The sequence below is a fragment of the Streptomyces sp. NPDC102258 genome, assembly GCF_055584685.1.
Window position 1 is genome coordinate 80496 of sequence record NZ_JBVJLO010000014.1, and the last position, 21553, is coordinate 102048.

General features: G+C 73.2%; 17 protein-coding genes and 1 pseudogene. 9 read left to right on the forward strand and 9 right to left on the reverse strand.

The features are described from left to right. Positions 1-40 precede the first annotated feature (40 nt). Positions 41-502 carry a hypothetical protein gene (locus ACZ6ZT_RS23065; protein ID WP_469721697.1) on the reverse strand — a complete coding sequence of 154 codons (462 nt, stop codon included), beginning with the start codon at positions 500-502 and terminating at the stop codon, positions 41-43. A gap of 144 nt (positions 503-646) precedes the next feature. Between ACZ6ZT_RS23065 and ACZ6ZT_RS23070 the strand changes: the two genes are divergently transcribed. The 4 genes from ACZ6ZT_RS23070 to ACZ6ZT_RS23085 are packed head-to-tail and all read left to right on the forward strand — an operon-like array spanning position 647 to position 5211. Continuing rightward, entirely contained in the window at positions 647-1747 is a 1101-nt protein-coding gene (locus ACZ6ZT_RS23070; protein WP_469721698.1) for a hypothetical protein, read from the forward strand. Beyond that, positions 1744-2970, forward strand: coding sequence for a toxic anion resistance protein (locus ACZ6ZT_RS23075; protein WP_469721699.1), 1227 nt, complete (start codon positions 1744-1746; stop codon positions 2968-2970). The genes ACZ6ZT_RS23070 and ACZ6ZT_RS23075 overlap by 4 nt, the downstream gene beginning before the upstream one ends. After that, complete coding sequence (locus tag ACZ6ZT_RS23080; RefSeq protein ID WP_469721701.1) at positions 2967-4619, forward strand: substrate-binding and vWA domain-containing protein; 1653 nt, start codon at positions 2967-2969, stop codon at positions 4617-4619. Before ACZ6ZT_RS23075 ends, ACZ6ZT_RS23080 begins: the two co-directional genes overlap by 4 nt. Further along, positions 4606-5211 (forward strand): hypothetical protein, encoded by a 606-nt coding sequence (locus ACZ6ZT_RS23085; RefSeq protein ID WP_469721702.1) that lies wholly within the window; start codon positions 4606-4608, stop codon positions 5209-5211. The genes ACZ6ZT_RS23080 and ACZ6ZT_RS23085 overlap by 14 nt, the downstream gene beginning before the upstream one ends. 70 nt (positions 5212-5281) lie before the next feature. Here the strand turns inward: ACZ6ZT_RS23085 and ACZ6ZT_RS23090 are convergent, their stop codons facing one another. Further along, positions 5282-7120 carry a phosphoenolpyruvate carboxykinase (GTP) gene (locus tag ACZ6ZT_RS23090; protein ID WP_469721703.1) on the reverse strand — a complete coding sequence of 613 codons (1839 nt, stop codon included), beginning with the start codon at positions 7118-7120 and terminating at the stop codon, positions 5282-5284. Between the two features lie 210 nt (positions 7121-7330). Between ACZ6ZT_RS23090 and trhA the strand changes: the two genes are divergently transcribed. Further along, on the forward strand, positions 7331-8029 hold the full coding sequence (gene trhA / locus ACZ6ZT_RS23095) for a PAQR family membrane homeostasis protein TrhA (RefSeq protein ID WP_469721704.1): 699 nt from the start codon (positions 7331-7333) through the stop codon (positions 8027-8029). A gap of 28 nt (positions 8030-8057) precedes the next feature. On the opposite strand, the gene ACZ6ZT_RS23100 is transcribed toward trhA, so the two are convergent. Then, the gene (locus tag ACZ6ZT_RS23100; protein ID WP_469721705.1) at positions 8058-9314 is read right to left on the reverse strand and encodes a GtrA family protein; all 1257 of its coding nucleotides are present in this window, start codon (positions 9312-9314) and stop codon (positions 8058-8060) included. Between the two features lie 212 nt (positions 9315-9526). Beyond that, entirely contained in the window at positions 9527-11578 is a 2052-nt protein-coding gene (locus tag ACZ6ZT_RS23105) for a thioredoxin domain-containing protein (RefSeq protein WP_469721706.1), read from the reverse strand. 185 nt (positions 11579-11763) lie between these two features. On the opposite strand from ACZ6ZT_RS23105, the pseudogene ACZ6ZT_RS23110 reads away from it, so the two are divergent. Both ACZ6ZT_RS23110 and ACZ6ZT_RS23115 read left to right on the forward strand, forming a co-directional pair. Continuing rightward, positions 11764-12152, forward strand: a pseudogene (locus ACZ6ZT_RS23110) (Uma2 family endonuclease); the annotation flags it as partial. Positions 12153-12262: 110 nt separating this feature from the next. Then, positions 12263-15484, forward strand: coding sequence for a tetratricopeptide repeat protein (locus tag ACZ6ZT_RS23115; protein ID WP_469721707.1), 3222 nt, complete (start codon positions 12263-12265; stop codon positions 15482-15484). Between the two features lie 190 nt (positions 15485-15674). Here the strand turns inward: ACZ6ZT_RS23115 and ACZ6ZT_RS23120 are convergent, their stop codons facing one another. From ACZ6ZT_RS23120 to ACZ6ZT_RS23130, 3 genes are all read right to left on the reverse strand, one after another. Continuing rightward, entirely contained in the window at positions 15675-15923 is a 249-nt protein-coding gene (locus tag ACZ6ZT_RS23120) for a hypothetical protein (protein WP_469721709.1), read from the reverse strand. Positions 15924-15925: 2 nt separating this feature from the next. Continuing rightward, positions 15926-16807, reverse strand: a complete 882-nt coding sequence (gene mca / locus ACZ6ZT_RS23125; RefSeq protein ID WP_469721710.1) for a mycothiol conjugate amidase Mca — start codon at positions 16805-16807, stop codon at positions 15926-15928. 95 nt (positions 16808-16902) lie between these two features. After that, positions 16903-18105, reverse strand: coding sequence for an RNA-guided endonuclease InsQ/TnpB family protein (locus ACZ6ZT_RS23130; RefSeq protein ID WP_469721711.1), 1203 nt, complete (start codon positions 18103-18105; stop codon positions 16903-16905). A gap of 187 nt (positions 18106-18292) precedes the next feature. Here ACZ6ZT_RS23130 and ACZ6ZT_RS23135 point away from each other — a divergent pair, with 187 nt between their 5' ends. Both ACZ6ZT_RS23135 and greA read left to right on the forward strand, forming a co-directional pair. Then, entirely contained in the window at positions 18293-18706 is a 414-nt protein-coding gene (locus ACZ6ZT_RS23135; protein WP_469721712.1) for a DUF4307 domain-containing protein, read from the forward strand. Positions 18707-18942: 236 nt separating this feature from the next. Then, the gene (greA, locus tag ACZ6ZT_RS23140) at positions 18943-19440 is read left to right on the forward strand and encodes a transcription elongation factor GreA (RefSeq protein ID WP_469721713.1); all 498 of its coding nucleotides are present in this window, start codon (positions 18943-18945) and stop codon (positions 19438-19440) included. 96 nt (positions 19441-19536) lie between these two features. Here the strand turns inward: greA and ACZ6ZT_RS23145 are convergent, their stop codons facing one another. After that, positions 19537-20394 (reverse strand): ABC transporter permease, encoded by an 858-nt coding sequence (locus ACZ6ZT_RS23145; RefSeq protein ID WP_469721714.1) that lies wholly within the window; start codon positions 20392-20394, stop codon positions 19537-19539. After that, complete coding sequence (locus tag ACZ6ZT_RS23150; RefSeq protein WP_469721716.1) at positions 20391-21539, reverse strand: ATP-binding cassette domain-containing protein; 1149 nt, start codon at positions 21537-21539, stop codon at positions 20391-20393. Before ACZ6ZT_RS23150 ends, ACZ6ZT_RS23145 begins: the two co-directional genes overlap by 4 nt. Positions 21540-21553: the final 14 nt, after the last annotated feature.

The window sequence follows — 21553 nt, forward strand, 5'->3', positions numbered from 1 at the left end:
TTGCAGGCAGTACAGGGCAGTGCCGGTCCGCCGTGCGGTGTCACGACGCCGGGTCGGCCCGGGCCGCCTCAGCCTCCACCCCCGCCACCCCGCACCACGGCGTGGCCCCCGCCGGCCAGACCGGACCGATGGCCTCCGCGTAGGACGGGGCGGCCGCGGAGAGGCCCGGGATGCGGATCAGGGCCTGGGACGTGCGGGTGTCCGGACCCAGGGACCGCTGGTCGCGGAACTCGACGGTGACCACGTACGCCACCCCGCCGCGCTCCCCGGCCGCCGCTTCCCCGGCCGCCCCCGCCGCCACCGTGGCCTGCACCGTCGCGGCCACCCGCCGGCTCACCGGATCGACGCGGCAGGACGTCACACGGACGTCCGGCCGCGGCGCGGGCGCCGCCGCCCCGCCTCCGCCGCTGGCCCATACGTAGAGGCCCAGCGGGGCGAACACCAGCAGGCCCGCCAGTCCCATCAGGCCGACCAGCCAGCCCTGCCACTTCAACGCGCTCACGCCCATGGCACGATCCTCCCGGGCCCCCGCCCGGCCCACCAGCACCCACGGGCCCACACAGCATTTCGAAGTGGGACCGCCTGGACACCCCGCGTTCACCCGACTCACCGCGGAATGTGGGTTTCCGCGAGCACGCTGCCCCACGTGAGACGCAACCTGGGAATCGCTCTGGCGGTCCTCCTGATCGGCGGCGTGATCGCCGTCATCATCCTCGGGGGATCAGGGTCCGGAGGCACGCCAACGACGAGCGTGCGCGGCGTCATCGGGTCGGAGAAGTCCGAGTTCTTCCGCGACCCCGACGTCAACAAGGCCCTTGCCGGCAAGGGCTTCACCGTGAAGACCGAAACCTCGGGATCCTGGGCCATGGACCAACTGGCCCTGAAGGATTACGACTTCGCCTTCCCCGGCAGCAGTGAACCGGCGCAGGAGATCGAAGCCGCCGCCGGTGTGAAGGGCGCGCAGACCACCAAGCCCTTCTTCTCCCCCCTCGTCGTCATCGCCCGGGCCAACGCGGCAAAGGTGCTCGCCGACAACGGCCTCGTGAAGACGACCGGCAAGAACTCCGGCACCCTCCTCATGGGCCCCTACCTGAAGGCCGCCGGCGAGGACCGGACCTGGCAGCAGCTGCCCGGCTCGGCGGAGTACCCGGAGCTGACCGGCACGGTGTTCATCAAGACCACCGACCCCGCCACCTCCAACTCCGGTGCCCTGTTCATCGCCGCGACCTCCAACGTCGCCAACAACGGCACGGTCGTCTCCGACGATGCCGGAATCGACCGCACCGCGCCCCTGCTGCGCAAGCTGATCTCGGTGCAGGGCGCCCTGGAGCCCAGCACCGACGACCCGTTCCGCGCGTTCATCAGCGGCAGCGGCGAGCCGCTCATCCTCGCCTACGAGTCCCAGGTGGCCTCCCTCCTGATCCAGAAGCAGGCCGCCGGCGGGGTGGACGACATGGTGGTGCTCTACCCGGACACCACCGTCAACTCCCCGCACACCTTCGTGCCGCTGAGCGACAAGGCACGGGAGCTCGGCACCCTGCTCGCCACCGATCCGAAGCTGCGCGAGCTGGCCGTACGGCACGGCTTCCGCCCGCAGGAGGGCGTCGCCGAGTTCACCGCCGCGACGGCCCCGTACGCCGGGTACCTCAATCCGGGGCTGAGCGGCATCCGGCAGGTCGGCGCACCGACCGTGAAGGTCCTGATGGCGATGGCCGCCCGCGCCAAGGGACAGGGGGGCACGCCATGACGGCGATACCGACGCCGGAACCGGAACCGGCACCGGCATTGGCACCGCCCGGGGACGCCCCGCTCGTCCTCACCGCCCCCGGGCCCGTCGCGCCCGTCCGCCGGGAGCAGGCCTCCGGGCTCGTCCCGCTGGCGGACGGAGCCCGCGAGGAGATGGCCCGCCGGGCCGGGGAGTACGTGGAGCGGCTCGACGGACTCGACGCCCGCTCGCCCGAGTTCGCCACCCGGATCGGCGAGATCGCCGGACTCGGTGCGGCCGACGTGCGCGACGCCGCCCAGCAGTCCAACCGGATGCTGGAGCGGGCCGTCCGCGCGCTGGGCTCGGGCGGCGGCGCCGGTGACGCGCAGGCCCGGGTCGCGGGCTCGCTCGTCGAGCTGCGGCGCACCGTCGAGGACCTGGACCCGCGGGACGCGCCCGCCAAGGGGCTGGGCCGGCTGTTCGCGAAGCTGCCCGGCGGGAACCGGCTGCGCGACCACGTAGCCGCGTACGCCTCCTCGCAGGCGACCCTCCACCGGATCGTCGGCGCGCTGCGCGGCGGCCAGGACGAGCTGCGCCGTGACAACGCGGCGCTGCACACCGAGCGGACCCGGCTGTGGGAGACGATGGGCAGGCTCCAGGAGTACGCGGTCCTCACCGAGGCCCTGGACGCGGCGGTGGAGCTGCGGATCGCCGAGGCGGAGCGCACCGATCCGGCGCAGGCGGACGCGATGCGCGCGGACGTGCTGTTCCCGGTGCGGCAGAAGCACCAGGACCTGCTGACCCAGCTGGCGGTGTGCGCGCAGGGCTATCTGGCGATGGACGTGGTGCGGCGCAACAACGACGAGCTGATCAAGGGCGTGGACCGGGCGGCGACGACCACGGTCTCGGCGCTGCGGATCGCGGTGATGCTGGCCTCGGCACTGGACCACCAGCGTCGGGTGAGCGCACAGGTCGACGCGCTGAAGGGGACGACCGAGGAACTGATCCGGGGGAACGCGGAGATGCTGTCCACGCAGAGCGGGGAGATCCAGCGGATCGCCGCGGATCCGGCGGTGGGGGCGGAGACGCTGCGGTCGGCCTTCGCGCAGATCTACCAGACCCTCGACGCGATCGACGCGTTCAAGGCGCAGGCGACGCAGCACATGGCGGCGACCGTGGAGTCCCTGACCGGTGAGCTCCAGGCGGCTTCCGTCCACCTGGCCCGGACGCGGAACGCGAACGCCCTGGAAGGCGGGGAACGATGAGCGGACGTACGACGCGTGGCACGGCGCGGCCCTCCAGACGGTTCGCGGCGGCCCTGGCCCTGGCGGCGACGCTGCTGGGCGCGGCGGCCTGCACCTCCGAGGAGCCCTCGACGGCCTCGGGCGGCTCCGGCCCCTCCGGCGCCCCGAAGCCGCAGGAGTACCAGGAGGGCCGGCTGCGGGTGCTGGCGTCCAGCGAGCTCGCCGACATGGAGCCGGTCCTGAAGGCGGCGAAGGCGGCCACCGGCGTATCGGTGGACTTCACCTGGTCGGGGACGCTGGACGCGGCGGAGCAGGTGGCCTCGGGAAAGGCGGACGGGAAGTACGACGCGATCTGGCTGTCGTCCAACGACTATCTGCGGCTGCGCCCGGAGGCGGCGACGAAGCTCACCAACGAGACCCCGGTGATGTCCTCGCCGGTCGCGATCGGGGTGAAGCCGCAGGCGCTCGCGCGGCTGGGCTGGAAGCCGCAGGAGGTGACCTGGTCGGCGGTCGAGGAGGCCGTCGCCGCCGGGAAGCTGACGTACGGTATGACGGACCCGGTGCGCTCCAACTCCGGTTTCTCCGCGCTGGTGTCGGTGGCCTCGGGGCTGTCGGGGGCGCAGTCCGCGCTGACCGACGCCGACGTGGACAAGGCGCGCCCGCGGCTGCGGGAGTTCTTCAAGGGGCAGAAGCTGACGTCGGGTTCCTCCGGCTGGCTGGGGACCGCGTACGCGAAGCGCGACGACGTGGACGCGCTGGTGAACTACGAGTCGGTGCTGCTGTCGATGAACGGCCGGGCGAAGGACCCGCTGACGGTGATCCGGCCGAGGGACGGGGTGGTCACGGCGCACTATCCGCTGACGTTGCTCACCTCGGCCCCGGCCGGGGCGCGGGAGTCGGGCCGGCTGCTGACGGAGTACCTGCGGGGGGACGCGGCGCAGAAGGCGATCACGGAGAAGACGCTGCGGCGCCCGGTGGCGGCCGGGGTGGCCGCGGCGCCGGGGCTGGACGGGGAGAAGCGGCGCGAGCTGCCGTTCCCGGGGACCCGGTCGGTGGCGGACGGGCTGCTGTCCTCGTACGAGAACGAGCTGCGCCGGCCGTCGCGGACGGTGTACGTACTGGACACCTCGGGGTCGATGGCGGAGCAGAACCGGATCGGGCGGCTGCGCGCGGCGCTCACCGAGCTGACGGGGAGCGGCGGTTCGGGCCCCGGGGAGCGGTTCAGGGACCGCGAGGAGGTGACTCTGCTGCCCTTCGGTGACAAGGTGAAGAAGGTGCTGACGCACGTCGTCGAACCGGGTGATCCGGGGGCCGCCCTGGACGCGATCCGCGGGGACGTGAACTCCCTGCGCCCGGAGGGGGGTACGGCCGTGTACGGCAGCCTGAAGGCCGCGTACCAGCACCTGGGGCAGGGGAACGCCGACGCGTTCACCTCGATCGTGCTCATGACGGACGGGCAGAGCGGGGACAAGGTGCAGGATTTCGACTCCTTCTACGCGGGGCTGCCCGAGGGGCAGAAGCACACGCCCGTCTTCGCGGTGCTGTTCGGGGATTCGGACCGCAAGGAGCTCACGCACATCACGGACCTGACGGGCGGCCGCCTCTTCGACGCCACCGACGGCAACGGCTCGCTGGACGGGGCCTTCGAGGAGATCCGTGGCTACCAATAGGGTCCTGGCCTGGCTGGAGTCGTCCAAGAACCTGGCGGGCAGCGCGTGCGGGCTGGCCGGGCTGGGGCTGACCCTGGCCGGGGTGGCGGGGACGTACTGGCCCCTGGTGGTCGGTGGTCTGTACGGGGCGGGGGCGCTGATCGCCCCGCCACAGCGGGCGGAGACCCCGTACTTCCCGGATCCGGCCGAACAGCTGGGCGTCGTACGGGAGGACCTGGGGCGGCTGCGCGAGTACGTGGCGGAGGTGGAGCTCCCGGCGGCGGCCGGGGCCCGGCTCGCGGAGCTGCTGGAGCGGTACGCGGCGCTGCTGGATCCGGGGTGGGTGGCGGACGTGCTGGCCACCGACCCGGAGGCGGTGCACACGTTGTCGCGGGCGATCCGGCTGGACGTGCCGGAGTGCGTGGACACGTACAACCGGACGCGGTGGTGGACGCGGCTGACGCCGGGCGGCGAATCACCGGAGCGGCACCTGGAGCGGCAGCTGGCGCTGCTGCTGGAGGAGGCGGAACGCGTGACGGCGGACCTCCGGGAAACGGAGGCCCGCCGTCAGCAGACGCACACGACCTATCTGGAAGGTCGCAGAGAGCCCTAGGTCGGGGACTCCCGCGTCAGCCCTGCGGTCGGGGACAGCCGGCCGCTGGTTCTGGGGGGTGGGGCCGGGGTCAGCCCAGGCGCTCGACGAGCGCGTGGTACTGGTCCCACAGCTCCTTCGGGGTGTGGTCGCCGTAGGTGTTCAGGTGCTCGGGGACCAGGGCGGCCTCCTCGCGCCAGACCTCCTTGTCGACGGTGAGGAGGAAGTCGAGGTCCTCGGCCGGGAGGTCGAGGCCGTCGAGGTCGAGGGAGTCCTTGGTCGGCAGGACGCCGATGGGGGTCAGGGCGCCGTCGGCGGTGCCGTCGAGGCGGCCGACGATCCACTTCAGGACGCGGCTGTTCTCGCCGAAGCCGGGCCACACGAACTTGCCCGCGTCGTTCTTGCGGAACCAGTTCACGTAGTAGATCTTCGGGAGCTTCGACTGGTCCTTGCCCTTGGCCACGTCGATCCAGTGGCCCATGTAATCGCCCATGTTGTAGCCGCAGAAGGGCAGCATCGCGAAGGGGTCGCGGCGCAGCTCGCCGACCTTGCCCTCGGCGGCGGCGGTCTTCTCGGAGGCGATGTTCGAGCCGATGAAGACGCCGTGGTTCCAGTCGAAGGACTCGGTGACCAGCGGCACGGCGGAGGCGCGGCGGCCGCCGAAGAGGATCGCGGAGATCGGGACGCCCTTGGGGTCCTCCCACTCGGGGGCGATCGTCGGGCACTGGGCGGCGGGGACGGCGAAGCGGGCGTTGGGGTGGGCCGCCGGGGTCTCGGACTCCGGGGTCCAGGCGTTGCCCTTCCAGTCGACGAGGTGGGCGGGCGCCTCTTCGGTCATGCCCTCCCACCAGACGTCGGAGCCGTCGGGGGTGAGCGCGACGTTGGTGAAGACGGTGTTGGCGTACATGGTCTTCATGGCGTTGGCGTTGGTGTGCGCGCCGGTGCCGGGGGCGACGCCGAAGAAGCCGGCCTCGGGGTTGATCGCGTAGAGGCGGCCGTCCTCGCCGAAGCGCATCCAGGCGATGTCGTCACCGACGGTCTCCACGGTCCAGCCGGGGACGGTGGGCTCCAGCATGGCGAGGTTGGTCTTGCCGCAGGCGCTCGGGAACGCGGCGGCGATGTACTTCGCCTCGCCCTCGCCCTGCGGCGGGGTGAGCTTGAGGATCAGCATGTGCTCGGCGAGCCAGCCCTCGTCGCGGGCCATCACGGACGCGATGCGCAGGGCGTAGCACTTCTTGCCGAGCAGGGCGTTGCCGCCGTAGCCGGAACCGTAGGACCAGATCTCGCGGGTCTCGGGGAAGTGCGAGATGTACTTGGTGGTGTTGCAGGGCCACGGCACGTCCGCCTCGCCCTCGGCGAGCGGGGCACCGAGGGTGTGGACGGCCTTGACGAAGAAGCCGTCGGTGCCCAGTTCGTCGAGGACGGCCTTGCCCATGCGGGTCATGGTGCGCATGGCGACCGCGACGTAGGCGGAGTCGGTGATCTCGACGCCGATCGCGGAGAGCTCGGAGCCGAGGGGGCCCATGCAGAAGGGGACGACGTACATCGTCCGGCCCTTCATGGAGCCCCGGAAGATACCTTCCTGCCCGTCCTTGCCGGCGAAGAGCTCCTTCATCTCGGAAGGGGCCTTCCAGTGGTTGGTCGGGCCCGCGTCCTCCTCCTTCTCGGAGCAGATGAAGGTCCGGTCCTCGACGCGCGCGACGTCGGAGGGGTCGGAGGCGGCGTAGTACGAGTTCGGGCGCTTCGTCTCGTCGAGCTTCTTGAACGTGCCCTTGGCGACGAGCTCCTCGCACAGGCGCTCGTACTCGGCCTCGGAACCGTCGCACCAGACGACGCGGTCGGGCTCGGTCAGGGCAGCGATCTCGTCCACCCAGGAGATCAGCTCCTGGTGAGTCGTCGGGGTAGTGGGAGCCGCGTTGTCGCGCGCCACGATTGCTCCTTGTTGAGGGGTTTGTTTGGTGTTGCCCCGTGGGGGCTGCGACCCGGACGCTTCGCGCTCCGCTCATCCGGTGCCGACCGCACTCATCTGATCATCCGGTGGATGTGCGCATATGTCCAGAGGGCCTCTCACGTGAGCATCGCCACGTCCGTCAATCTTCCGTAAAGAGGACTAACGGAAACCTACGGACCCGTAGGTAGCATGTGGACCATGACTTCTGACGCTGCCGCCGTCGCGGCCCCGCCGGAGCTGCCGGCGGCGGAGACCGAGGCCAAGCCGCTGATGCGCGGCTGGCTGCACACCGGGATGTTCCCCGCCGTGGTCGTCGCGGGCCTGGTGCTGATGACCTTCACCAACTCCACCCGGGCCCGCGTGGCCTGCGGGGTCTACGTCCTCACCGCCTGCCTGCTCTTCGGGATCAGCGCCGTCTACCACCGCGGTACGTGGGGACCGCGCGGCGAGGCGATCCTGCGGCGGCTCGACCACGCCAACATCTTCCTGATCATCGCGGGTACGTACACGCCGCTCACCGTCCTGCTGCTGCCGGACTCCACCGGGCGGACCCTGCTGTGGGCGGTGTGGATCGCGGCCGCGGCCGGCATCGCCTTCCGCGTCTTCTGGGTAGGCGCCCCGCGCTGGCTCTACACCCCGTGCTACATCGCGATGGGGTGGGCCGCCGTCTTCTTCCTGCCCGACTTCCTGCGCACCGGCGGCATCGCCGTCCTGGTGCTGGTGATCGTCGGCGGGCTGCTCTACAGCGTGGGCGGCGTCATCTACGGCATCAAGCGGCCCAACCCCTCGCCCCGCTTCTTCGGGTTCCACGAGGTGTTCCACTCGCTGACGCTGGCGGCCTTCGTGGCGCATTACGTCGGCATCTCGCTGGCGGCGTACCAGCACTGAGCCGGCGTACGGGACCGCGGTACGGGTCTCAGTGGCGCCCGCGCGGCAGGTAGACGAGGGCTTCGGTGGCGGCGAAGCGCAGCACGAAGGTGGTCACGAGCGCCAGTGCCGTCGCGGGCAGCACGCCGAGGCCGAGCCGGGCGACGAACAGCGCGATGAGCGGGATCCGCAGCAGCAGATCGGCGTTGGCGAGCAGCGCGAAACGCCCGACGCGGTCCGCCCAGTGGCGGTGGCGGCGCCGGTCGCGGAAGAGCAGGGCCTCGATGAGGAGGAAGTTCCACAGCACCCCGGCCTGGTTGGCGAGGACCTCGGCGGCCAGGTACTGCACCCCGGCGTGCGTGAGCAGCCAGAGGGCCAGCAGGTTCGGGGCGAAGCCGGAGAGCCCGATCAGCCCGAAGCCGATCATCCGGGCGAGCGGGCTCGCGGAGCGCAGGACGGCGAGGTGCGCGAGCAGGCCGAGCCCTTCGCGGGCCGTGGTGCGCAGGCCCTTGCGGGCCGTCGGGCGCGGGCCGTCGGGCGCCGTCGGGCGCGGGCCCGGTCCGGCTTGGGGCTCCGCCGAGGGGCGGTCCGGGACGACGAGGGGCACCTCGGCGGTCTTCGCCGGGCGGCGGCGGACGGCCAGCTCCAGCAGGATGCGGCGGCCAGGAGGACACGGGGCGGGGGTGGCGGGGGCCGTGGTGGCGGTGGTGCCCGTGGTGCCGACGCCTACACCGACGCCGAGCGCCGTCCGGCGTACCGCGAACAGGTCGCTCAGCGGATCGGTGATGCCGCGCAGGGCCCTCGGGAAGAGGCATTTGGCCAGCCAGGCCGCCCCGCGCGCGAGCACGGCGCGGCGGCTCCCGGCGAGCCCGGCCCGGCTGCCGCCGGCGGTGTAGCGGGAGGCGACGACCAGGTCGGCCCCGGTGCGCAGGCCCTCCCGGAGCAGTTCGGGGACCAGCTGGGGCGGGTGCCGCGGGTCGGCGCCCATGACGACGATCCACTCGGACCGGGCGTGCCCGGCCCACCCGGCGAGGGCCCCGGCGGGCTCCCCGCGCAGGACGCGCACCGGAAAGGGACACTCCCGCCCCGCCTCCTCGGTCACGCCCGGGGCACCGCCGACGACCAGCACCTCACAGGGCGGGCCGACGGGCAGGCAGGCGCGGAGCCCGGACAGCAATTCCCGTAAGCCCGCGGGCCCGTCGGGGGCCGGCACGATCAGGGTGACGCTGCCCGGGGTGGGAGCCGGGGCGTCGGCGGCTTCCGGGTGGTCGTCCAGGGCGCGCGGGGGCCACAGGTCCTCGCTCATGGTGGTCTGCTCCCACTCTCGCGGTCGGGGCGGCGGATCCTCGTACGGCCGTCGCCACCCGCCGCCCGCCGGGGCGAGGACGGCGGGCGCGGCCGAGGTCCCCTTGGAGAACCGGACCGGGCCCGCCCCGGGTGCAACACCGCGATGAACAGCGCCGAGCCACTGCGCGTCGCCGGCGAGGACGCGATGTGTGCGCGGGGCCGCCGGACGCCTCAGGCCGGGGCCGGCCCCAACTCCCGTTCCAGTTCGGCCGGGTCGGTCGTGGGGCGGGCGCAGACGAAGTGCCGGCACACGTACGCCGTCGCCGAGCCGTCCACCAGGTCACGCCCGGCCAGCAGGGGGAACTCCGCTGCGCCGCCGTCCGCGCCGCGCGCCGGCCCGGCCGCCACCACCGCCCCGGGAGCCGTCCCCAGCAGCGCGGTCCGGTGCAGCGCGGCCAGCGCCGGATCCCCCGCGTCCCCGACGACGGCCACCTCGCGCGGCCCGTCCACGAGGGCCTCCGCCACCGCCAGCCCGTGCCCGATGAAGCGCGGGGCGCGCGGCCCGAGGGCCCGCACCACCCCGAGCGCCCGCTCCGCCGCCGTGCGGTGGGGCTCCGAGCCGGTGTGGGCGGCGTACGAGAGGAGCGCGCCCGCGGCGGCCGTCCAGCCGGAGGGCGTCGCCGTGTCGGTGGGGTCCTGCGGCCGCCTGATCAGCTGTTCGGCGTCGTGCGCGGTGTCGTAGAGCGAGCCGTCCTCGGCGGCGAAGCGGGCCAGCACCAGGTCCACCAGGAACCCCGCGAACTCCAGCCACACCCCCTCACCGGTGACCGAGGCCAGCGCCAGGAACCCCTCGGCGACGTCGCCGTAGTCCTCCAGCACCCCGGCGTTGCTCCCGGCCTTGCCGTCCCGGCTGGTCCGGGCCAGACGGGCGGCGGCGTCCATGTGGACCCGTACCAGGAGATCGGCGGCCTCGGTGGCCCGCTCGATCAGGTCCGGGCGGTCGAAGTACGCCCCGCACTCGGCGAGCGCCGCGACGGCCAGCCCGTTCCAGGCGGCGACGACCTTGTCGTCCCGGCCCGGCGCGGGGCGACGCGCACGGGCGGCGAGCAGCCGCTCCTTGATCCCGGCGAGCCGCTCGGCGTCGAGGGCGGGCCCGTCCTGCGGGAGTTGCAGTACGGAGGTGCCGTGCTCGAAGGTGCCCTCCTCGGTCACCCCGAAGTACGCCTGCGCCACCGCCGCGTCGGCCTCCCCGAGCACCTCGGCGAACTGCGCGGGCGTCCAGGCGTAATAGGCCCCCTCGACGTGCTTCCCGCTCGCCGGGTCCTCGCTGTCGGCGTCGAGCGCGGAGGCGAAACCACCCTGCTCGGTGCGCAGTTCCCGCACCATGAAGTCGGCGGTCTCCAGCGCGACCCGCCGCGCGAGGGCCGACCCGGTGGCCCGCCAGAGGTGGGCGTAGACCCGGCAGAGCAGGGCGTTGTCGTACAGCATCTTCTCGAAGTGGGGGACGACCCACTCCCGGTCGACGGAGTACCGGGCGAACCCGCCGCCGAGCTGGTCGTAGATCCCGCCGCGCGCCATGGCCTCGCAGGTGTCGGCCGCCATCTGGAGGGCGCCCTCGGACCCGGTGCGGGCGTGGTGGCGCAGCAGGAACTCCAGCACCATGGACGGCGGGAACTTCGGCGCGCCGCCGAAGCCACCGCGTACGGAGTCGTACTCGCGGGTCAGCCCGAGCAGCGCGCCGGACAACTCCTCGGGCCCCGGAACGCCGGCCTTGCCGTAGTCCAGCTGCCGCCCGGCCAGATCCCGCGTGATCTTCCGGGCCACCTCGCCGACCTCGTCGCGCCGCCCGGTCCACGCGGCGGCCACCCCTTCGAGGACCTGCGTGAAGGAGGGCATGCCGTGCCGGGGCTCGGGCGGAAAGTAGGTCCCGAAGTAGAACGGCTCTGCGTCCCCGGTCAGAAAGACGGTCATGGGCCACCCGCCCTGCCCGGTGGCGGCCTGCACGGCCTCCATATAAACGGCGTCGACGTCGGGCCGCTCTTCACGGTCGACCTTGACGTTGACGAAGTGCTCGTTCATATAGGCGGCGGTCGCCTCGTCCTCGAAGGACTCATGCGCCATGACATGGCACCAGTGACACGCCGAGTAACCGACCGACAGCAGCACGGGCACGTTACGCCGTCGCGCTTCCTCGAACGCCTCGGGTTCCCAGGGCCACCAGTCGACCGGATTGTCAGCATGCTGAAGCAGATAAGGCGAGGTCACACCAGCCAGCCGGTTCATACGCCCCAGCCTCTCACAACGCCTGCCGCGGCCGGCGAACCCCTGACGGGCCCACCTCGCCTGGCCGTATTGCACGGGTGAGGCACTGTGTCGCGTTCCTGCGAGTCGGGCGGCCCCACGCCCCGGAACAATAGGCTGGGCGCGGCAGCGCCGGACCTGGCGATGCTCCTCGAAGGAGGTACACCATGAGCGCCGAGATGGTGGCGCCCGCGTGGATGCATGCGCAGATCAGCGCGGAGCAGTACGACTCCTGGTCCGAGGAACAGTGCGCCGGCATCGAGATCGTGGACGGCATGGTCGTCGTGACCCGAGCACCTCGGAGCGGCACAACCGGCTGGCCCGCATCCTGGCCAACGCCCTGGACGCCGCCGCGGGCCCGGACTGGAACGCGGACACGGACTTCGACGTCCGCCTGCAGGACGTTCCGCTCACCAACCGCCGTCCGGACGTCATCGTCTACCGGGCGGAGACCATCGACCTCACGCCTACCCGTCCCGAGCACGTACTCCTGGTCGTCGAGGTCGTGTCGCCCGGTTCGGAGACCACTGACCGCATCGTGAAGGTGGACCAGTACAAAGAGGTCTGAGGCCAACTCCCTCTGAACTAGCTCAGATTGCTCGCGTGGTGGGCGGGGGCGCCGCACACTTGGGCCACGTTGCACGGAGCTCTCCGAGGAGGATGCCGATGCGGGACAGCCATCGCGAAGAGGCCGAACGGCTGCTGGCCCGGGCCGTCGGGGAAGAGGTGCGGCGGGCGGGAGCGGGGGCGGCCGTCGACCGGGAAGGGCTGCTGGCGAGCGGGCGGGAGGCGTTGGACGGGCTCGCCGCGGCGGCGGCCGAGGAGTACGCGGCGTACGTGGCGGCCCTGGACGCGGCCGCGGCCGGGCAGCAGTCCCTCGGCGAGGCGTTCCGGCAGGGCGGCAGCGCGAGCGCCCTGCTCGTGACGGCGGTCGCGGCCGTCGCGGCGGCCGGGGCCGACCTGGCCTTCGGCGTCGCCGCCGGTACGGCGCTCAGCGCGGGCATCGTCGTCGGCGTCGCGGGGGCGGCCACGACCGCCGCCAAGGTGGCGGCGGTGCACCTGCCCGCCGCGAACCGCCGGGCCGGGGCCGCGGGCCGCCCCGGCGGGGCCGAACAGCTGAGGCTCCAGTGGCTGACGGCGCTGGAGGTACGCGGGATACGTCCCTTCCTGGAGCAGCGGCGCCCGGTACGGTCGGCTCCGCCCGGCGCCAACGGCACCCGTACCGGCGCCACGAAGCCGCCGGGGTCCCGCTCCGTCCCGTCGGGGCGCGGCGGCGACCGCAGCGCCGAAGCCCGCCGGCGCCGCGTGCTGGAGCAGTCCTTCGGGCAGCTCCCGGACCCCGGCGCCCTGTTCACCGGCCGCGGCGCCGAGCTGACCCGCATCGCCCAGTGGCTGCGGACCGCCCGGGCCGGCACCGAGACCCGCCCGGTGGTGGTGGTCCTGCACGGCGAGCCCGGGGTGGGCCGCACCGCCCTGGCCCTGCGGGCGGCGCACGCGCTGCGGGACCAGTTCCGCGGGGCCTGCCTGGTGGACCTGCGCGGCGGGTCCACCGCCCCCGGCGAGCCCCCGCTGCCCACCCGCGAGGCGCTGCTGCACCTGCTGAACCGCCTCGGCGCCCCGCGCGAGCAGCTCCTCTTCCGCGAGGGGGCCACCGCGGAGCAGCAGGTGCGCCGGCTCGGCGAGCTGTACCACCAGCACCTCCAGGGGCTCCCGGTGACGGTGGTCCTGGACGACGCGGTGGACGCGGAGCAGGTCAGCGCGCTCGTCCCGGAGCGCTCCGAGAGCCTGGTGCTGGTGACGGCGCGGGAGCCGCTGGAGCTGCCGTCCGGCCTGTCGGCGTGGGTGCACCAGCTGCCGGTGGCGCGCCTGGCCGGGGCGGAGGCGGCCGAGGTACTGGCCGCCGGGGCGCGCGCCGCGGGCGGGCCGGCCCCGGGCGAGGCGGCCGCGGCCGGGCTGCTGGAGCTGGGCGCGGGGCTGCCGCTGGCGCTGCGCGCGCTGGCCCCGCTGGGGTCGGCGCGCGCCTCGGACGCCGGGGACGGTTCGCTGGAGCACGCCCTGGACCTGGCGTACGCCCGCCTGCCGGAGGACCGCCGCAGGCTGCTGCGGCGCCTGACCCTGGCGGGCCGGGCCTCGCTGGGGGCGGCCGCGGCGGCGGCGCTGGCGGGCACGGACCGGGCCGAGGCCGGGCGGCTGCTGCGCGAGCTGGCCGAGGCGGGCCTGCTGGACCTCGTACGCGGGGAGCGGTACCGGATGCACGACGCGGTACGGGCCTACGCGGCGGCCCGGCTGGCGGCGGACGAGGACCGGGCGGAGGCGGCGGCCGCGCACGAGCGGCTGATCCGGGACTACGCGCAGCTCGCGGACGCGGTGATCCGGATGGTCGACGGGAAGATGTCCACGCGCGCCCACGCCTTCGGCGGCCACGGCTTCGCCTCGCTGGACGCGGCGCTGCGCTGGCTGGACGAGGAGTCGAGCTTCATCACGGCGGCGCTGCGGCACTCGGAGGGCGTGGACCAGCAGGCGGTACTGGACCTGCTGGGCGCGCTGTGCGACTTCTGTCTGCTGCGCGGGGACCTGTACCGGCTCGGCGAGATCAACGAGCTGACCCGGGCCGTGGACGGCGGCCGGCTGAACCGGTCGGTGCAGTGGCGTACCGGCATCGCGGCGCGCCAGCTGGGCGAGCTGGACAAGTCGCGTACGACGCTCACCTCACTGGTGGACCAGTTCCGCGAGGCCCGGCAGGAGGCGGGCGCGGGCATGGCGCTGGTCTCGCTCGGCATCACCCTGCACCACCAGGGCAACCTGCCGGAGGCGGCGGCCCGCATCCGGGAGGCGCTGGCGCTCCAGGAGGCGCCGGAGCTGGCCGGGGACCGGGCGTGGGGGCTGCACGCGCTGGCGGCGGTCGAGCGCGACCGGGCGCACCTGGCGGAGGCGATGGCGCTGCTGGAGGAGTCCCTGACCCTGCACCGCGACAGCGAGAGCGTGCACGGGGAGGCGTGGGCGCACTTCCAGCTGGGCCAGGTCCACCTGCGGCTGGGCGACGTACCGCGGGCGGAGGCGGAGCTGGGCCGGGCGCTGGAACTGTACGGGCGCACGCGCGACGACCGGGGCGAGGCGTGGGCGCTGACCCAGCTGGGCCGGGCCCGGGTGGTCGACGGGGATCCGGCGGGGGCGCTGGAACGGCTGCGGGACGCGCTGGCCCGCCACCGGCTGGCGGAGGACGCGCGCGGCGAGGCCTGGACGCTGTACTACCTCGGGCTGGCGCTGGAGGAGGACGGGGAGCTCGACCGGGCGGTGCGGGAGCTGGAGCGGGCCCGGACGATGTTCTCGCGGATGCGGGACGTGTACGGGCTGGCGCACGCCCGCTACCAGTCGGGCCGGGTGACGCGCGACCAGCGGGCGGCGCGGACGGGGAACCTGCGCAATTCCGGGTTCGCCCGGCAGCTGCTGGTGGACGCCCGGGCCGATTTCCGGCGGATCGGGCTGGCGCACGGGGAGGCCTGGACCGCGCTGGAGCTGGCGGTGGTGGACGCGGGCAACGGGCGGGTGGCGCAGGCGCTGGTGCTGTGCGAGGAGGCGACCCGGCTGTTCATCTCGTACGGGGACCGGCGCGGCGAGGACTGGGCCCGCTTCCTGCGCTGCACGCTGCTGCCGTACGCGGTGCCGGCGGCGCCGCAGGAGGCGCGGGCGGAACTGGACCGGCTGACGGCGGCCCCGCACCCGCTGCGGGACGGGCGGCTGGCGGAGTTCCTGGAGACGTACGGGGTGGTCCTCGGGCGGGGCGTCGACCCGGCGGAGGGCTGGCAGGCGTGGCGCCTCGGCATGGTCCCGGACCTGGCCGCCCGCGAGGTCATGGGCGTCCCGCTCCCCTCCCGGACGGCGGACTGACCGCCGCTGCCCGGCCGCACGCGCGTCGGACCGCGGCCCCGGAGGCGCGCGGCGATGCCCGGGAACCGCCGCCCCACCGCCGCGCGTACGGAAACGCGCGGGCGGGGCGGCGTACGCAAACGGCACGCGCCGCCCGTCCGCCCGGACGGCCGGGCGGGCCGGACGGCGGGGCCGGGCGGGCCAGGCGCCGCTAAGCGCCCTTGCGGGCCTTGGCGCCCTTGGCGCCCTCGGCGGCCGGCGCCGCGGCGGCGGGCTCCGGGGCCTCCTGGAAGTTGACCCGGCCCATGTGCCGGCTCATGGACTTCATCAGGACCCACACGCCGACGGCGAGGGCGGCGAACACGATGAAGCCCAGGAGCCCGGGCGTCACCTTGTTCTTGTCGAAGGTGTCGGCGGCCAGCGGAAGGAGCTGGGTGACTGCTGCCTGCGTAGCGCTCATAGCTACGCATTCTCCCGGATGCCCGCGAAGAGGTCGGACTCGGGGAGGGAAGTGTCGACGAGCGACTTCGCCAGTTCGTACTCCTCGGTGGGCCAGACCTCCTTCTGGATCTCCATCGGGACGCGGAACCAGCCGCCGTCGGGGTCGATCTGCGTGGCGTGCGCGATGAGCGCCTTGTCACGGATCTCGAAGAAGTCGGCGCAGGGCACGTGCGTGGTGAGGTTCCGCTCCGTGCGCTCGAACTCCTTCCACCGCTCCAGCCACTCCCCGTACGGCGACTCCAGGCCGCGCGCGAGGAGCGCCTCGTGCAGCGCGACGGTGCGGGGCTTGTTGAAGCCCTGGTTGTAGTACAGCTTCATCGGCTGGTACGGGGCGCCGTACTCGGCCTCGGGGAACTTCTCGGTGTCGGCCGCACCGTCGAAGGCCACCATCGTGATCTTGTGGGTCATGATGTGGTCGGGGTGCGGGTAGCCGCCGTTCTCGTCGTACGTGGTGATGACCTGCGGCCTGAAGGCGCGGATCTTCTTCACCAGCTCGCCGGCGGCCTCGTCGACGTCCGCGAGCGCGAAGCAGCCCTCGGGCAGCGGCGGCAGCGGGTCGCCCTCGGGCAGGCCGGAGTCCACGTAACCGAGCCACTCCTGCTCGACGCCGAGGATCTCGCGGGCCTCGTCCATCTCCCGGGCCCGCACCTCGTGGATGTTCTCCTCGATGTACTTGTCGCCCTGGAGCTTGGGATTCAGCACGGAGCCGCGCTCCCCGCCGGTGCAGGTCACCACCAGGACGGGCACTCCTTCGGACACGTACTTGGCCATGGTGGCCGCGCCCTTGCTCGACTCGTCGTCGGGGTGGGCATGGACGGCCATCAGTCGAAGCTGCTCGGTCAAGACAGGATCCTCTGTGATCTGGGCGCGGGCGGGGCGCGACGGGCAACTCCTATATTGACGCCTCCCCTCTGCAAACCACGAAGGGGATTCCCGGCTCACGCCGCCCGGCCGTCCGGTGGACGGCCGGGTCTTCCGCGATCGGCGCCGGCCGGGTCGAGACCTGCCCGGACGAGCATCACGCGCGCGGAGTTCTTGTCCCTGGGGGAGACGGCTCCGCACGCGGTGCAGGTGTACGTGCGTTCCGACAGCGGCAGGGCGTGCTTGGCTCTCGCTCCGCACCGTCCGCAGTCCATGGTGGTGAACGCCGGATCCACGAGGTGGACGGTCCGACCGTGCTTGCGCGCCATGCCGAGCAGTTCGCCCTGGGTGGCGGCGATCGCCGCGTCGGCCGCTTTGCGGGCCAGTGTGGACTTCGCGAGGAACTTCGGGCGGAAGTCCTCCACCGCGAGGTGGTCGAAGTCCCGCACGACGCGCCTGGCCCACTTGCGGGCCGTGTCCTGGCGCTGCCGGGCGGTCTTCCTGTGCGCCTTCGCGGCCTGCCGCCGCGCCCACCGGTAGCCCTTCGAGGCGGGGCGGCCCGGCCCCGGCCGGCGCCGGGCCATCATCCGCTGATACCGGGCCAGCCGCCCCGCCGCCTGCTCGCCGTGGCGGGGGTGGGGGAGGTCATGGGCGTCGCTGGTCGTCGTCGCGGTCTCCCGCACACCCCAGTCGATGCCGATCACCGCACCGGTCGCGGGCAGCGGCCGGGTTTCGGTCCGGACGACGAACGAGGCGTACCAGTGCCCGAGGGCGTCGCGGTAGACCCGTACGCTCGACGGCTCGGCGGGCAGCCCGCGCGACCACACCACCGCCACCGTGACCCCGCCGGCCAGCCGCAGTCGCCCGTCCCGCACCCGGAACCCACGCCGTGTGTAGTTCAGCGACGGAGCCGCCACACCCTTCTTCTTGAACCCGGGAAGGCCCGCCCGCCGCCGCACCGGCTTGCGGTCCCTGATGTCCTGCACAGCCCGGGCGCGCGCCGTGGCGAAATCCCGGACGGTCTGCTGCTGGGGCACACTGCCCCCCGCATGCAGCCACGGATGTTCCCCGCGCCACCCGGTCAGCATCCGGTCGAGCCCGGCGGCCCCGCACTCCTCCCCCGCCCGGAACGCCGCGCGCGACCGCGCGACGCACTGGTTCCACACCCACCGACACCGGTCCCACTCCGACAGCAGAGCCGACACGGCGGTGGACGACACGCGCAGCCGGTAGGTGTACCGGGCGTACCCCGGCTCGCGCGGTCCCTCCGATTCCGTCACGGCACCAACCTAGGAGCCGGGCCCGGGCCGCTCTCCGATAAACCGACTACGCCACCCGAACGGGTGACCGACCGGGTTCCGTCTCCGAAGGAGCCCGATTGCCTCGCCGTGCGGTGGCCATGGCATGCTCGGTTGGCAGGCGATCGGACCGGAGGTGCGTCCCCCGGCCCCGCAGAGAGGAACGATCATGAGTGCGGTGCGCGAAGGGCTGCCCGAGGGTCGGTACGGGCGGTCGGCGGACGAGCGGGCGGACCGGAAGCTCAAGGTCGTCGGGTCGGTGCTCGGGGTCGGGCTGCTGGCCGTGGTCGGGTGGATCGGCTGGGACTACGTCGGCGGGCAGGCCGTCAGTGCCGAGGTGATCAAGTTCCAGATCGTGTCGGACTCCGAGGTCAAGGTGCACCTGGAGGTCCGCAAGGACGCCTCGGTCACCGGGGTGTGCACCCTGATGTCCCAGGACGAGCAGCACGGCGAGGTGGGCCGGGCCGACTTCACCTTCGCGCAGCGCGGCACGCGCGTGGACGAGATGGTCACCCTGAAGACCACCGGCCGCGCGACGATGATCGAACTCGTCGGCTGCCAGGTGGCGTCCGCGCGGGGCTGAGCCTCACGAGGCGGCCCCACGGGTCGCCGGTGGGAACACGCGCAGGTCGAGGGTCGTGTCCTGACCAATTTCGAGCGCGGACGACCGGTGCCACCAGGCCGTACGACGGTTTCGGCGGGTGCAATGACACACTTCATACACAGGGTGTCCTCCCCCTTTTCTTCCCGAATTGTTAGGCTCGTGGTTTCGCCCGCCGCTGGCGGCTTTGTAGTCCCCTGTACCGACGAGGAGCACCCGTGACCCAGACGAGCGAGAGCGTCACCTGGCTGACCCAGGCGGCGTACGACCAGCTGAAGGCCGAGCTGGACTACCTCTCTGGTCCTGCCCGCACGGAGATCGCCGCGAAGATCGCGGCCGCCCGGGAAGAGGGCGACCTGCGGGAGAACGGCGGCTACCACGCGGCCAAGGAGGAGCAGGGCAAGCAGGAGCTGCGGGTCCGCCAGCTCACCCAGCTGCTGGAGAACGCCAAGGTCGGCACCGCGCCCGCCGCCGAGGGCGTCGTCGCCCCGGGCACGCTGGTGACGATCGCGTTCGACGGCGACGAGGACGACACGCTGGAGTTCCTGCTGGCCTCCCGCGAGTACGCGTCCTCGGACTTCGAGACCTACTCCCCGCAGTCCCCGCTGGGCAGCGGCGTGATGGGCAAGAAGATCGGCGAGGACGCCGAGTACGAGCTGCCGAACGGCAAGAAGGCCGCGGTCAAGATCCTGGCGGTCAAGCCCTTCACCGGCTGATCATCGGGCCGATCGCCCTGGTGTGCGCGTGCCTACGCGCTCGTACGTGAGCCCCCTCCGGATGCGTCCGGAGGGGGCTCACGCGCGTCCGCGGGCTCAGGCGGTCGCCGAGCGGTACTTGCGGACCGCGAGGGTACGGAAGACCAGCACGATCAGCACCGACCACAGGAGGGACGCCGCCACCGGGTGCTGCATCGGCCAGGCGGCGGGGACCGGGTAGCCCTCCGGGAGGTTGCCGAAGAGTACGCGGGCCGCCTGGACGGTGGCGCTGAAGGGGTTCCACTCCGCGATGTGCCGCAGGAAGGTCGGCATGTTGTCGGAGGGGACGAAGGCGTTCGAGATGAACGTCAGCGGGAACAGCCAGATCAGCCCGCCCGAGGTGGCCGCCTCCGGGGTGCGCACCGACAGGCCGATCAGGGCGCCGATCCAGGAGAAGGCGTAACCGAGCAGGAGCAGCAGGGCGAAGCCGGCGAGGACCTCGCCGACGCTGGTGTGGGTGCGCCAGCCGACGAGCAGGGCCACGACCGCGAGGACGACGAGGGTGAGCGTGGTCTGGACGAGGTCGGCGAGGGTGCGGCCGGTGAGGACCGCACCGCGGGCCATGGGCAGGGAGCGGAAGCGGTCGATGAGGCCCTTGTGCATGTCGTCCGCGATGCCCGCGCCCGCGCCGGCGGTGGCGAAGGTGACGGTCTGGGCGAAGATGCCGGCCATCAGGAACTCGCGGTACGCGGCCGGGTCGGTGCTGCCGCCGACGGCGATGGCGCCGCCGAAGACGTAGCTGAAGAGGACGACGAACATCACCGGCTGGATGACGCCGAAGATGATCACCTCGGGGATGCGGGACATCCGGATGAGGTTGCGCTGGGCGATCACCAGGGAGTCGCGGACGCCCTGGACGAGGCCGCCGCGGGGGCGGGGGGCCGCGAGTTCCGGGGCCGGGGACGTGACGGTCACTGCGCCGCCTCCTTGTGCGGGCCGTTTCCGCCCCGGGTCGTGTCGGTGGGCCGGGCGTCGCCGGTCGGGTCGGTGGGCTGCGCGGCCCCGGTCGGGGCGGCGGGCCGGGCGGCCCCGGTCGGCTCGGTGGGCCGGGCGTCGCCGGTCGGGGCGGCGGGCGTGCCCCCGGCGGCCGGGGCGGTGCCGCCCTCGTCGTCCGGGGTGCGTTCGGCGGCGTGGCCGGTGAGGGAGATGAACACGTCGTCCAGGGTGGGGCGGCGCAGGGCGATGTCGTCGATCTCGATGCCCCGGCCGTCGAGTTCGCGGATGACCTCGGCGAGGAGCTTGGCGCCGCCCGAGACCGGGACGGTCAGCTTGCGGGTGTGCGGCTCGACGGTGGTCTCGCCCTTGCCGAAGCCGGCGAGCACCTGGCGGGCGGTGGCGATGTCGTCGCGCTCGTGGACGACGACCTCGACGCGTTCGCCGCCGGTCTGCGCCTTCAGCTGGTCGGAGGTGCCGCGGGCGATGACCTTGCCGTGGTCGACCACGGCGATGTCGTGGGCGAGGCGGTCGGCCTCCTCCAGGTACTGGGTGGTGAGCAGCAGGGTGGTGCCCCCGGCCACGAGTTCCTCGATGACGTCCCACAGGGCCTGGCGGTTGCGCGGGTCGAGGCCGGTGGTGGGTTCGTCCATGAACATGACGGGCGGGCGGACGACGAGCGCGGCGGCGAGGTCGAGGCGTCTGCGCATGCCGCCGGAGTAGGTCTTGGCGGTGCGGTCGGCGGCCCCGGCGAGGTCGAAGCGTTCCAGCAGCTCGGCCGCGCGCGCCTTGGCCGCCCTGGCGCTCATCTGGTAGAGCTGGCCGACCATCCGGAGGTTCTCGCGGCCGGTGAGGTATTCGTCGACGGCGGCGAACTGGCCGGAGACGCCGATCGAGCGGCGGACGTCGTTGGGGTGCTTGAGGACGTCGATCCCGGCGACGACGGCCCGGCCGCGGTCGGGCCGGAGGAGGGTGGTCAGGACGCGGACGGCCGTCGTCTTGCCGGCGCCGTTGGGGCCGAGGAGGCCCAGCACGGTGCCTTCGGGGACGTCGAGGTCCACTCCGTCCAGAGCCCGGACGTCGCCGAAGGTCTTGACCAGACCTTCGGCGTAGATGGCGCCTGGCATAGCGGTGCTCCCAG

Bases quoted from the DNA above. Each gene is read 5' to 3' on its own strand.
- ACZ6ZT_RS23100 (WP_469721705.1), bottom strand. From the start codon at position 9,314: ATGAGCGAGGACCTGTGGCCCCCGCGCGCCCTGGACGACCACCCGGAA.
- ACZ6ZT_RS23080 (WP_469721701.1), top strand. From the start codon at position 2,967: ATGAGCGGACGTACGACGCGTGGCACGGCGCGGCCCTCCAGACGGTTC.
- ACZ6ZT_RS23120 (WP_469721709.1), bottom strand. From the start codon at position 15,923: ATGAGCGCTACGCAGGCAGCAGTCACCCAGCTCCTTCCGCTGGCCGCC.
- ACZ6ZT_RS23150 (WP_469721716.1), bottom strand. From the start codon at position 21,539: ATGCCAGGCGCCATCTACGCCGAAGGTCTGGTCAAGACCTTCGGCGAC.
- trhA (WP_469721704.1), top strand. From the start codon at position 7,331: ATGTGGACCATGACTTCTGACGCTGCCGCCGTCGCGGCCCCGCCGGAG.
- ACZ6ZT_RS23105 (WP_469721706.1), bottom strand. From the start codon at position 11,578: ATGAACCGGCTGGCTGGTGTGACCTCGCCTTATCTGCTTCAGCATGCT.
- ACZ6ZT_RS23115 (WP_469721707.1), top strand. From the start codon at position 12,263: ATGCGGGACAGCCATCGCGAAGAGGCCGAACGGCTGCTGGCCCGGGCC.
- ACZ6ZT_RS23075 (WP_469721699.1), top strand. From the start codon at position 1,744: ATGACGGCGATACCGACGCCGGAACCGGAACCGGCACCGGCATTGGCA.
- ACZ6ZT_RS23135 (WP_469721712.1), top strand. From the start codon at position 18,293: ATGAGTGCGGTGCGCGAAGGGCTGCCCGAGGGTCGGTACGGGCGGTCG.